Below are 12176 nucleotides of genomic sequence, written 5' to 3' on the forward strand. Positions count from 1 at the left end.
GTAACAGCTCCCCATTCGGCATCACCGGCAAACGGGTCTAGGCTCAAGCCCATGTGATACCGGGCCCCTCTGACGGCTGCCAGGCCGCCATGTCGGATCACTGTTGCCATGCAACGTCGACATTGAAGGAGGGGCTCATGACAGCTCTACAGACATTCCTCACCACCCCGTTCCTCGGTACCAGCACCTGGTTGTGGCTGGTGTTCATGGCCATCGTCATCGGTTTGCTGGTACTCGACCTGGGCGTGCTGCACCGCCACGACCGGGAAATCGAAATGCGCGAGAGCCTGCTGCTGTATTCGGGCTATTTCAGCGTCGGCGTGCTTTTCGGCGCCGGGGTCTGGTACCAGTTGGGCGCGCAATCGGCGCTGGAGTTCTACACCGGGTTCCTGGTCGAGCAGTCGCTGTCGATGGACAACGTGTTCGTCATGGCGATGATCTTCAGCTATTTCGCCATCCCCCGCCGCTACCAGCACCGCGTGCTGTTCTGGGGCATCCTCGGGGTGGTGTTCCTGCGGGCGATCATGATCGGCGTGGGCGCGGCGCTGGTGCAGAACTTCGCCTGGGTACTGTATATCTTCGGTGCCTTCCTGCTGTTTACCGGGGTGAAGATGGCGCTGTCGAAGGAGGACAGCCGCCCCGACCTGGCCAACAACCCGATCCTGAAGTTCGTGCGCCGGCACATGCGGGTCACCGAGCAGATCCACGGCTCGCACTTCTTCGTGCAGCAGACCCCGCCCGGGCAGCACAAGGCGCTACGCCATGCCACCCCGCTGTTCATGGCGCTGGTGCTGATCGAACTGGCCGACCTGGTATTCGCCGTCGACAGCGTCCCGGCAATCTTCGCCATCACCCAGGACCCGTTCATCGTCTATACCTCGAACATCTTCGCCATCCTCGGCTTGCGCTCGCTGTATTTTGCGCTGGCGGCGCTGATGCACCGGTTCGTTTACCTCAAGTACGCGCTCGCGCTGGTGCTGATCTTCATTGGCTGCAAGATCTTCTACCACGGCATGGTGGGCAAGGTGCCGGCGTTGCTGTCGTTGGGGGTGACGTTCGGGTTGTTGCTGGGTGGGGTGGTGGTTTCGCTGGTCAAGACGCGGGGGGAGAAGCCGGAAATCAAGGGTGCTCAATCCAGACAGCCTTCAAATGCCGATCGCACAGTCAGCGAGAAGGAGGAAGACCCGCAGATGCGGGTCTGACCATCCAGAGAAACCAGTGAGCCTTCAAGGGCCTCTTCGCGGGCTTGCCCGCTCCCACAGGCATTGCGCACAGCTTGGAGGCGGCACAGTTCCTGTGGGAGCGGGCAAGCCCGCGAAGAGGCCGGAACAGGCGGGCAAAATCACCGCCCGCTACGCATCATCTCCGCCGGCACGTACTTGCCAATCTCATACTTGCCAATCGCCGCCCGGTGCACTTCATCCGGTCCGTCGGCCAGGCGCAAGGTGCGCTGCATGGCGTACATGTAAGCCAGCGGGAAATCGCCACTTACCCCTGCCCCGCCATGAATCTGGATCGCCCGGTCGATCACCTTCAGTGCCACGTTCGGCGCCACTACCTTGATCTGCGCAATCTCGCTGCGGGCGACCTTGTTGCCGACCGTGTCCATCATGTACGCCGCTTTCAACGTCAGCAGCCGGGCCATGTCGATCTCCATGCGCGAGTCGGCGATCTTGTCGACGTTGCCGCCCAGACGCGCCAGTGGCCGGCCAAAGGCGGTACGCTCCACCGAGCGCTTGCACATCAGTTCCAGCGCGCGCTCGGCCATGCCGATCGAGCGCATGCAGTGGTGGATACGGCCGGGGCCAAGGCGCCCCTGGGCAATCTCGAAGCCACGGCCCTCACCCAGGATCACGTTCTCATACGGCACCCGCACGTTCTCGAAGAGCACCTCGGCGTGGCCATGGGGAGCATCGTCATAGCCGAACACCGGCAGCGGGCGGACAATCTTCACCCCAGGTGCATCGGTGGGCACCAGCACCATCGAGTGCTGCTGGTGGCGTGGCCCTTCAGGGTCGGACAGGCCCATGAAGATCATTACCTTGCAGCGCGGGTCGCAAGCGCCGGAGGTCCACCACTTGCGGCCGTTGATTACCCATTGGTCACCGTCACGCACTGCGGTGGCGGCCATGTTGGTGGCATCCGAGGAGGCCACGTCCGGTTCGGTCATGGCGAACGCCGATCGGATCTCGCCACGCAGCAGCGGCTCCAGCCACTGGCGCTTCTGCGCTTCTCTGCCATAGCGCACCAGCACTTCCATGTTGCCGGTGTCTGGCGCCGAACAGTTGAACGGCTCCGGACCGAGCAACGAACGGCCCATGATTTCTGCCAGCGGGGCGTATTCCAGGTTGCTCAGGCCGGCACCGTATTCCGATTCGGGCAGAAACAGGTTCCACAGCCCTTCAGCGCGGGCCTTGGCCTTGAGTTCTTCCATGATCGCGGTGGGCTGCCAGCGGTCACCCTCGGCGACCTGGCGCTCGAACACCGCCTCGGCGGGGTAGACATAGGCGTCCATGAACGCGCTGACGCGCTCACGCAGTGCCTGGACCTTGGGCGAATAGGCGAAATCCATCGGGGCTACCTTCACGGTTCGGAGTACATGGGCCAGAGCCTAGAGCAGCATGGCCCCATCCACCTAGTCTATTTTCAGCGTGTATAAACATTCATAACCGATATATGATCGACCCATAATTCCAACAAAGAGCGGCGCCCATGAACCTCAGCAAGGTCGACCTCAACCTGTTCATCGTGTTCGATGCGATCTACACCGAAGCCAACCTGACCCGCGCCGGGCAGATCGTCGGCATCACCCAGCCGGCAGTGTCCAACGCCCTTTCGCGGCTGCGCGAAACCTTCAACGACCCGCTGTTCGTGCGTACCGCGCAAGGCATGGTGCCCACGCCCATGGCGCAGAACATCATCGGCCCGGTGCGCAACGCCCTGGCACTGCTGCGCACCTCGGTGCAGGAAAGCCGCATCTTCAACCCGCAACAGGCCAACAAGACCTTCCGCATCAGCATGACCGACCTGACCGAAGCGGTGATCCTGCCGCCGCTGTTCCAGCGCTTGCGCCGCCTGGCCCCGGCGGTGCTGATCGAAAGCTTTTTGTGCAAGCGCCGCGAGACCACCAAGGAACTCGCCGCCGGCCGCCTGGACTTCGCCATCGACGCACCGTTGAACACCGACCCGCAGGTACGCCACGTCAAACTGATGCAAGACCGCTATGTCTGCGCCCTGCGCCAGGGCCACCCGCTGGCCGACAGCAAGCTGACCCTCGACAACTACCTGGGCATGACCCACATCCATATCTCCAGCCGCCGCAACGGCCTGGGCTATGTCGACCTGGCCCTGGGCAAGATGGGCGTGCAGCGCAAGGTTGCCTTGCGCTCGCAGCATTACCTGATGGCCTCGCAGGTGTTGCAGCAGACCGACATGGCGATGACCGTCCCCGAGCGCTTCGCCCGCCGTCATCAGTTGCGTTACCAGCCACTGCCGGTGGAGGTGCCTGCGCTGGAAACACACCTGTACTGGCATGAAAGCACCGATCAGGACCCGGCCAACCGCTGGATGCGCGAGCAGATCACCGAGTTGTGCGAACGTGTGGTGGCCGAGGAAGAGAGGGCCTTGGCACCAGCCTGAAGAGGCTGACGAGGGGCCTTTGCTGAGTCCCTCGCGATGCGGAGAAAAATTTTCCAGGAAAAGCTCAATAGAGAGAAACTTTTATTGCGCATCCTGAGAATAGAGCCGGCGGAAGCGAAAAAATTTCTCTCGAGCAGAGGGTACGCTTGCTCCAACGATCGCCGATTTCACGGCGACAGAAACGGACTCGCCCCAATGCCCAGCGCCCCGCTCTACTTCGATTACGCCGCCACCACTCCGGTCGACGACCGGGTCATCGAAACCATGCTCGCCTGCCTTGGCAGCCAGGCCAACTTCGGCAACCCGGCGTCCAGTGGCCATGCCTTCGGCCAGGCCGCCCGCCACGCCGTGGAGCAGGCCCGCCAGCAAGTGGCCGAACGCGTCGGCGCACAGGCCGATGCACTGGTCTGGACCTCAGGTGCGACCGAATCCAACAACCTGGCGCTCAAGGGCATTGCCCAGGGCCTCGGCAAACCCGGGCACCTCATCACCAGCCAACTGGAACACAAGGCCGTGCTCGACACGGTGGCCGAACTGGAGCGCCAGGGCTGGGCCGTTACCCGCCTGGCACCGGATGCCGCCGGCCTGATTCAGCCTGCGGCGGTGCAGGCAGCGTTGCGCGCCGACACCCGCCTGGTATCGCTGATGGCGGTGAACAATGAACTGGGCACGATCACCGACTTTGCCGCGATTGGCGAACAGGTACGTGCCCACGGTGCCCTGCTGCACGTGGATGCGGCGCAGGCGGTGGGCAAACTGGCCATCGACCTGAGCGCCATGGCCGTGGACCTGATGTCGTTCTCGGCGCACAAGGTGTATGGGCCCAAGGGCATTGGTGCGCTCTACGTGGGGCCACGCGCCCGCACGCTGATGCGTGCGCAGATGCACGGTGGCGGCCATGAGCAAGGCCTGCGCTCCGGCACCCTGGCGACCCACCAGATTGCCGGCATGGGCAGCGCCTTTGCCCTGGCCGGCCAGCCCGGCGACAGCGAACACCAGCGCCTCGAGCAACTGGCCAGGCGCCTGCGCGAAGGCCTGCTGGCCCTGCCCGGCGTCACCCTCAACGGCTGCGCCAACCAGCGCATTCCCCATACGCTGAACCTGTGTATCGACAGCAAGGGCTTCAACAGCGCGGCGCTGGCCAGCGAGCTGGCGTTGTCGACCACCTCGGCCTGCAACTCGGCGAGCAATGCGGCCTCGCATGTGCTGCTCGCGCTGGGGCTGGATGAACGCCAGGCACGCAACAGCGTGCGGCTGAGCATCGGGCGTTTCAGCAACGACGCTGAAGTGGACAAGGCGCTCGAAGTGTTTGGCCGGGTGCTGACAGCGGCATCAGCGGCACTTTGGTGAACCGGCCCTAGAACAGCCGGCTGTCCGGGGTGAAGTCCTCGACCTCGAGCCTGGCGCTGTTTGCCTGCGGATGGCGCGGGTTGAACAGGTAATTGGTGGTGCTGGGCATGATCGCGCTCGGCACCGGCAACAGCAATGCCGAGCACTCATCCAGAAAGCGGTTGCCCAGGCCCCGGGTCAGTTCGGTCTGGCTCGACCAGCCCGGCTGCAAGGCGGGCAACTGCGCTTGCGAAACGGTGTCGGGCAACTCGATACGCAGCAGCCGCATGGTGGTGGGGAAATCCTCAGGGTCGATCTCCAGGTGCACAAGCACCTCCAGCATTGCCCCGGCTGGGCTGGTGGCGGCATACACCACTGGCCGGCCCGCCTGGTGCCAGCGGCCGCTGACACGCAAGCCGCCCGTTCCGCTCAAGTCTGCATAGGCGCTGATACGCCACAGAATCACAGGCCGAAGCCCTCGGCGATCTGCAGCAACATCTCTTCGACCTGGGTGGTGCCCTGCTGGGTGGTGAGCATCTGCATCGGCGTCAGCCCCGAGAAGCGCTCCTTGGGCTTGGACAGCCAGCGCTTGGCCTTGCCAGCCTCACCGAACACGGCTTCGGCCATGGCGGTGATATGGGCCGAGCGGAACAGCCGGTCGCTTTCTTCCACGGTCAGTGGCTGGTCACGTTCGATGCGGGTTTTCAGCGTGCGCAGGGGAATGATCTGGTCACGCTCCACAGGGGTGAACACGCCGAGTTCGGTCAGTTTCACCAGCCAGGTGGCAGCGAAGCCATGGGTGATGCGGGTGTGGATTTCGAAGTCACTGGCGAGTTCGGGGATTTCCAGCAGTGCATGCAGGCGCGCCCGGTACTCGTGGTAACCGTTGTCGCGAAGCACTTCGGCAAGCATGGCGCTCTCCTTTCCGGCGTTTGCCGACAAGTATGCGGCATATGCCGGGCATATGCCAGTTCATGAGGCCTGTGAAAGCCTTGAAGGCGATGCCATCCTGTGGGAGCGGCCTTGCGTCGCGAAAGGGCCGCAGGGCGGCCCCGGGCAATCTCACAGGAAGGTGAACACCTGCGAAGCCGGCAACCGCGACTTGTTCAAGCCAGCGTTGAAGTCCGCCTCGCTGCGATAGCCCAGGCTGAGAATGACCACACTGGTGAACCCACGCTCGCGCAAGCCCAGCTCGGCATCGAGAATCTTGCTGTCGAAGCCTTCGATCGGCGTGGCATCCAGCCCATGTGCCGCAGCCCCCAGCAAGGCAGTACCCAACGCCAGGTAGGTCTGCTTTTCCATCCAGTGCTGCACGTCCTTCTGGTCAAAGCGGTGCAGGTCGACGTAATGCCGGCGGCTCTGGTTCTGCCCGGCACGCGCCTGATCATCGCGGAAGCGGCCATCGGCAGCTTCCTGGTCGAGCACGGCATTCAGATGCGCTTCGGTCATTTCGCTGCGGGTGCAGAACACGATCACATGCGAGGCATCGAGGATCTTCGGCGAATTGTAGGCATAGCGCTCTGTGGTGCTCTTGGCCAGGCGGGCCTTGCCTTCGGCGCTGTCGGCAACGATGAAATGCCACGGCTGCGAGTTGACCGAAGACGGGCTGTGGCGCAGTTGTTCGAGCAAGGCATCGACAGTGGCCTGGGGAATACGGCGCGAGGCATCGTAGGCTTTGGTGGTGTAGCGGCGCTTGGCCAGCGAGACGGTATCCATGCAACAACTCCGGGAATGAACAGGGGATTTGCCGGGCATCTTATCTTTCCTGCAGAAAAGAAAAACCGGCACAATGCAGCAACACTTTCATCCCTGGAGTGAAAATGCTGCGCATCGCCGACCTCGAACTGTTCGTCCGCAGCAGCGTGCTGGGCAGCTTCACCGCCGCCGCCCACGAGGCCGAACTGCTGCCGGGCCAGGTGGCCGCCGCGATCAAGCGCCTGGAGCGCGACCTGGACGTGCGCCTGTTCGCCCGCACCACCCGCAGCCTGCGCCTGACCGCCGAAGGCGAGCTGTACCTGCCGACGGCCCTGAATGTGCTGGAGAGCCTGCGCCAGGGGCGTGAAGACCTGCATGGCAACGCCAACACCCTGCGCGGTACCCTGCAGGTGTCGGCACCGTCCGACCTGGGCCGCAACATGCTGCTGCCGTGGCTGAGCGCCTTCCGCCGCGAGCACCCGGCCCTGCACCTGCGCTTCTTCCTGTCCGACCAGATCGCCGACCTCAACCGCGACCCGGTAGATGTGGCGATCCGCTATGGCCTCAACCAGGACGCCAACTACATTGCCCTGCCGCTGGCCGACTGGAACCGCCGGGTGCTGGTGGCCGCGCCCGACTACCTGGCCCGTCACGGCCGCCCGCTCACGCCCGACGCCCTGCAGCAGCACGCCTGCCTGCTGTACATGCAGCACAACCGGGTCTACGACAAGTGGCGGGTGGGCAGCCGCACCGTGCAGGTGCGCGGGCCACTGGTCAGCGACGATGCCGACGTGATCCGCCGCCTGGCCTTGCAGGGCGAAGGCATCGTCTACAAGTCGTGGCTGGACGTAAGCGCCAACATCGCGGCCGGCGAGCTGGAAATCATCCTCCCCGAGCACCTCGGTGAACCCGCACCGGTCACCCTGGTGTGCCCGCACCGCAAGCAGCTCACGCCCGCGGTGGCGCAACTGCACCTGTGGCTGCGCGAACGCTTCGAGGCCTTGCGTAACCGGGCGCTGACCAACGGCTGCACAATCGTTCCAGACTGAGCCTGGCCGTTGCGCTAAGGTAGCGATTTCTGCCACGGCACGCCCCCATGAGCAACTGGATCGACCTTAAACAAGACGCCGACACCGGCATCGAGTCGGTCCGCGCGCATTTCGTCGGGCATGCCTACGACCCGCACTGGCACGACAGCTTCCTGGTTGGCGTTACCGAGCAGGGCGTGCAGCAATTCGATTGCCGGCGAGTACGCCATCGCAGCACGCCGGGGCACGTGTTCCTGCTGGAGCCCGGTGAAATCCATGACGGCCATGCGCCCACCGAGGACGGCTTCACCTATTCGACCCTGTACCTGGAACCCACCTGGGTGGACAGCCAACTGCGGGCACTGTTCGAACACGCGCCGGACGACAGCCTGCCCAGCTTCGCCGATACCTTGTGCCACGATGAGCGCCTGGCGCGTGCCACTGCCCTCGCCTTCCAGGCCGTGCATACCCAGGACTTGCGCATTGTCCGGCAGACGGCCATGGACGACCTGCTGGCCTGCCTGACCCGCCACCTGCACTGGCGCCGACGCCTGAACCCGGACCCGCGCCTGCCGCTGACCGCGCAGCGCGCGCGGGATTACCTGCACGCCAACCTGGAGCGCGACATCGGCCTGGAAGACCTGGCCCAGGCCTGTGGCATCGACCGCTTCCGCCTGACCCGCGCGTTCAAGGGCGCATTCGGCCTGGCGCCACATGCCTATCTGATCCAGCTGCGCCTGGCCCGGGCGCGGCGCCTGCTCGCCCGGGGTCAGACACCCACCGAAGTGGCCATGGCCCTGGGCTTTGCCGACCAGAGCCACCTGGGGCGCTGGTTCCGCCGTGCCTACCAGCTGACCCCGGCCGACTACCGCAGGCGCTGCTCAAACCTTCCAGACTGAAAGGCGGCAGGCAGCGAGCATGGTGCTTCGTTTATCCGGAGCCCTTGATCATGTCGCAGTCGTTGTTGCCCTTCATCCTGTTTGCCCTGGTGTCCAGCATCAGCCCGGGGCCGACCAACCTGTTGATACTCGCCCATGGCGCCCGCGTTGGCCTGCGCGCGAGCCTGGCGCCGATCGTGGCGGCCTGCGGTGCAGCAGCAGCGATCGTGCTGATGGTGGGCCTGGGGCTGGGTGAACTGCTGCTGCGCCACCCGCTGGCCCAGCAGTTGATGAGCTGGGCCGGGGTTTTGTGGTTGAGCTGGCTGGCGTGGAAGATGCTGCGCAGTGCTGCCGCCCCGCTGCAGGCGGCCACGGCGCAAGGCTTCAGTGCACTCAGTGCGGCCTCGTTGCAGGTGGTGAACCCCAAGGTGTGGTTGATGGCCGTGGCGGTGGTCGGGGTGTTTGCCGCGCCGTCGTTGCCGGTATGGCAACTGGCGCTGGTGTTCTTGCTGATTGCCCTGCCATGCATGGCGGCGTGGGCGCTGCTGGGGGTGGGCAGCGCGCGATGGTTGCAGGCACCGCGGCGGTTGCGGGTGTTCAACCAGGTGTTGGCGGGGGTGTTGTTGATTTCTGCGTGGGCTGCCGTACTGGCTTGAGCCCGCTATTGCCAGTACCGGCCTCTTCGCGGGCACGCCCGCTCCCACAGGTACAGCATCGCGCCTGAAGTTGATGCAGTACCTGTGGGAGCGGGCGTGCCCGCGAAAAAAACAGCGCGGTCATTCAGGAGTGCCCTGCCCCCCGCCCAGCGCCTCGCGGAACCGCCGGGTGCTGGCCACAGCCAGCAGCAACCCGACCACCGCCACGCTACCGCCCACCAGGCCGATATCCGCCACGTCCAGCTGGCTGCTGACGATACTGCCCAGCAACGCGCCACCGCCAATACCGATGTTGTAGATACCCGAGAACAGCGCCATGGCCACATCGGTGGCATCGGACGCCAGTTTCAGGGTCTTGGACTGCAGCGACAGGCTGAAGCTGAGGATCGCCACACCCCAGAACATGCTCAACGCAGCGAACACGTAGAAGTTGCCCGACAGCGGCAACAGCAGCAACAGGCACGCCGCCAGCAGGCCGATCGACCCTACCAGGAAGCCATGCGGGAAGCGGTCGCTGTAACGGCTGAACAGCAACGAGCCGAACACCCCGGCACCGCCGAACAGCAGCAGCAACAACGTGGTGCGCTCACCGCCTATCTGCGCCACGTGCAGGGCGAACGGTTCGATGTAGCTGTAGGCAGTGAACTGCGCGGTAATCACCAACGTCACCAGCACATAGGTGATCACCAGCGCCGGGCGCTTGAACAGGATCGGCAGGCTGCGCAGCGAGCCCGAGTTCTGGCTGGGCAGCAGCGGCAGCGACTTCATCAGGCACAGCATGGTCGCCAGCGCCACCCCGGCAATGCTCAGGAAGGTGATGCGCCAGCCCAGCGCCTCACCCACCACGCGGCCCAGCGGAATGCCCAGGACCATGGCCAGGGTGGTGCCAGTGGCCAAAAGGCCCAGCGCCTTGGCCTGCTGCCCTGGCGGCGCCACACGCACCGCCAGGGAAGCCGTGATGGCCCAGAACACCGCATGCGCCAGGGCAATACCGATGCGGCTGACCAGCAACATGGCAAAGCTCTGTGACAGCCACGACAGCAGGTGGCTGACGATGAACACCAGGAACACGAACAGCAACAGGCGCCGCCGCTCGATGTTGCGGGTCAGCAGCATCATCGGCAGCGAGGCCAGCGCCACCACCCAGGCGTAGATGGTCAGCATCAGGCCGACCTGCGCGGTGCTCATGTCGAAGCTGCGGCCAATGTCGCTGAGCAGCGCCACCGGGACGAACTCGGTGGTGTTGAAGATGAAGGCCGCCAGGGCCAGGGCAATGACGCTCAGCCAGCTGCCGCTACCCGCCGTGGGTGGCATGTTGGTGGGTATGGGTCCGTTCATGGGTGCAAACCGCTTCTCCGCAGGCAAGGCAACAGGACGCACGCCAGCCACCCGCTTGCCGGGGTGTGGACGCACGCTTTGTTATTGGAAGGAATGCCCGGCATGGTACGCGTCAAGCCGGGGGCTCACAACCGCGAGGCGGGCAGAAGGAGTAACATGCGCGCTTTGTGCGAACGCGTATGCAACAAGGAGCCCGATCCGCTCATGGACCAGCAGCACTCCCAGCAGCAACAGTGGCAGCAGGCGGTCACCGCCTATGCCCAGGCCGTCAACGACTACGTCGCGCAGGGCCGCGCGCAAGGCTGGGATGACCTCGAAGAGCCCCTGCCGCAAGCCACCGAGCATTTGCTCGATGCCTGGCTGCAAGCCCTGCAAGCAGCCAACCGGCCTGGCGTCGAAGCCTTCGAGCAGCAAGCCTTCCGCGAAGCCTGGCCGCCCGCCCACCACCCATTGCTGCCACTGATCAAGGAGCACGGGCAAGGCATCGGCAACGTCCTGCTGCTGGAAGATGGCAGCCTGCTGGCACGTATCGGCATGCCGCATGACAAAGGCCAGGTAGTGCGCATCGACGCTGTCGGGGTGACCCCGGTGATCGGCGTCGACCACTTCGGCCGCTGCCCGGCCCGCCGCTATTTCGCCCTGGCCAATGCCGAGGGCATACGCGTGACCGATGGCTGGGGCGGCCCGCAGGTGCTGCGCCTGGCCTGGCCCACGGGGTTGGAGGGGTTGCCGCCGGGTTACCCGTTCGAGCCATTCGACCTGCCGCCGACGCCGACCGCGCTGATCCCCTTCCCGGATGGTCAGCGGGTGCTGCTGGTGAGTGCCGAGGGTATCTTCCTGCTGACGCGCCACGGTGCGACCCGCCTGCTGCCGCACCAGGCGCGGGTGCTCGACGAGCTGGACGAAGGCACCGACCCCGACGACATCAGCCTCGGGCTGAGCATGGAGCACGGCGCGGTGTCGGCGGATGGCCGGTTGATCGTGGTCGGTGAGCAAGGCAGCCGTCACCTGGTACTGGACGACCAGCTCAGGCCCGTGGCGGCAATCGGCCCGGCCAGCGAGTATCCGCACTTTGCGCTGTTCAATCGCGCGGGTGACCAGTTGATAGTCAATGCCTGCCATTTCTACAGCGGTGCCACGCTGGCTGTCAGGGTGGCCGACTTGCCGGGGCTGGATACCGACTACTACAGCCAGGACCCGCGTACCCCGCTGGTACAGGATGGCGCACGGGTGTATGCCGGCGTGGCGCGCGACGGCGAGTACATCGTGGGGGATGCCTATGGTTATCTGCGGGCATTTGGCGAAGATGGCATGGAGCATTGGCAGCATTACCTGGGGTCGACCATCAGTGCGCTGGATATCAGTGCGGACGGACGTACGCTGGTAGCGGCGAGCCATGCCGGGTTCGTTTCGGTGATTGCCCTGGACAACGGGCGGCCGGCCTGGCAGATCGGTACCGGGGCGCATGGCGAGGTACGGCGGTGGTTGTTCTGGAAAGGCTGGGACAGGGCATTGGCCTGGTAACAGATCCAGCATTTTCATTGCCTGTACCGGCCTATTCGCGGGCTCACCCGCTCCCACAGGTAAATCACAGCTTACGAAGTCTGTGCAGT

12 protein-coding genes are annotated in these 12176 nt (G+C 64.8%); 7 read left to right on the plus strand and 5 right to left on the minus strand.

The window, feature by feature from the left end; translation table 11 throughout:
• Positions 1 to 137 precede the first annotated feature (137 nt).
• Positions 138 to 1202: a TerC family protein gene (locus tag CAG22_RS23725; protein WP_025339646.1), complete on the plus strand. Its 1065-nt coding sequence runs from the start codon at positions 138 to 140 to the stop codon at positions 1200 to 1202.
• A gap of 140 nt (positions 1203 to 1342) precedes the next feature.
• Here the strand turns inward: CAG22_RS23725 and CAG22_RS23730 are convergent, their stop codons facing one another.
• Complete coding sequence (locus CAG22_RS23730) at positions 1343 to 2572, minus strand: acyl-CoA dehydrogenase (protein ID WP_085706300.1); 1230 nt, start codon at positions 2570 to 2572, stop codon at positions 1343 to 1345.
• Between the two features lie 140 nt (positions 2573 to 2712).
• Between CAG22_RS23730 and CAG22_RS23735 the strand changes: the two genes are divergently transcribed.
• The gene (locus CAG22_RS23735) at positions 2713 to 3639 is read left to right on the plus strand and encodes a LysR family transcriptional regulator (RefSeq protein WP_025339647.1); all 927 of its coding nucleotides are present in this window, start codon (positions 2713 to 2715) and stop codon (positions 3637 to 3639) included.
• Between the two features lie 195 nt (positions 3640 to 3834).
• The gene (locus CAG22_RS23740; RefSeq protein ID WP_085692932.1) at positions 3835 to 4989 is read left to right on the plus strand and encodes a cysteine desulfurase family protein; all 1155 of its coding nucleotides are present in this window, start codon (positions 3835 to 3837) and stop codon (positions 4987 to 4989) included.
• Between the two features lie 7 nt (positions 4990 to 4996).
• On the opposite strand, the gene CAG22_RS23745 is transcribed toward CAG22_RS23740, so the two are convergent.
• From CAG22_RS23745 to nfsB, 3 genes are all read right to left on the minus strand, one after another.
• Positions 4997 to 5434 carry an RES family NAD+ phosphorylase gene (locus CAG22_RS23745; RefSeq protein ID WP_015270851.1) on the minus strand — a complete coding sequence of 146 codons (438 nt, stop codon included), beginning with the start codon at positions 5432 to 5434 and terminating at the stop codon, positions 4997 to 4999.
• Complete coding sequence (locus CAG22_RS23750) at positions 5431 to 5880, minus strand: antitoxin Xre/MbcA/ParS toxin-binding domain-containing protein (RefSeq protein ID WP_013973163.1); 450 nt, start codon at positions 5878 to 5880, stop codon at positions 5431 to 5433. Before CAG22_RS23750 ends, CAG22_RS23745 begins: the two co-directional genes overlap by 4 nt.
• A gap of 150 nt (positions 5881 to 6030) precedes the next feature.
• Positions 6031 to 6684: an oxygen-insensitive NAD(P)H nitroreductase gene (nfsB, locus tag CAG22_RS23755; protein WP_085706301.1), complete on the minus strand. Its 654-nt coding sequence runs from the start codon at positions 6682 to 6684 to the stop codon at positions 6031 to 6033.
• Between the two features lie 104 nt (positions 6685 to 6788).
• Here nfsB and CAG22_RS23760 point away from each other — a divergent pair, with 104 nt between their 5' ends.
• Genes CAG22_RS23760 through CAG22_RS23770 form a run of 3 tightly spaced genes read left to right on the plus strand, consistent with a single transcriptional unit; the run spans position 6789 to position 9225 of the window.
• Complete coding sequence (locus CAG22_RS23760) at positions 6789 to 7712, plus strand: LysR family transcriptional regulator (RefSeq protein ID WP_085706302.1); 924 nt, start codon at positions 6789 to 6791, stop codon at positions 7710 to 7712.
• A gap of 47 nt (positions 7713 to 7759) precedes the next feature.
• On the plus strand, positions 7760 to 8590 hold the full coding sequence (locus CAG22_RS23765) for an AraC family transcriptional regulator (RefSeq protein WP_085590949.1): 831 nt from the start codon (positions 7760 to 7762) through the stop codon (positions 8588 to 8590).
• 50 nt (positions 8591 to 8640) lie between these two features.
• Positions 8641 to 9225 (plus strand): LysE family translocator, encoded by a 585-nt coding sequence (locus tag CAG22_RS23770; protein ID WP_025339653.1) that lies wholly within the window; start codon positions 8641 to 8643, stop codon positions 9223 to 9225.
• A 120-nt stretch (positions 9226 to 9345) separates the two neighbouring features.
• Here the strand turns inward: CAG22_RS23770 and CAG22_RS23775 are convergent, their stop codons facing one another.
• Positions 9346 to 10563, minus strand: a complete 1218-nt coding sequence (locus tag CAG22_RS23775; protein WP_085706303.1) for a sugar transporter — start codon at positions 10561 to 10563, stop codon at positions 9346 to 9348.
• Between the two features lie 204 nt (positions 10564 to 10767).
• Here CAG22_RS23775 and CAG22_RS23780 point away from each other — a divergent pair, with 204 nt between their 5' ends.
• Complete coding sequence (locus CAG22_RS23780) at positions 10768 to 12087, plus strand: hypothetical protein (protein ID WP_085706304.1); 1320 nt, start codon at positions 10768 to 10770, stop codon at positions 12085 to 12087.
• Positions 12088 to 12176 lie beyond the last annotated feature (89 nt).

It is taken from the genome of Pseudomonas sp. B8(2017), from assembly GCF_002113575.1.
Taxonomy (GTDB): Bacteria; Pseudomonadota; Gammaproteobacteria; order Pseudomonadales; family Pseudomonadaceae; genus Aquipseudomonas; species Aquipseudomonas putida_Z.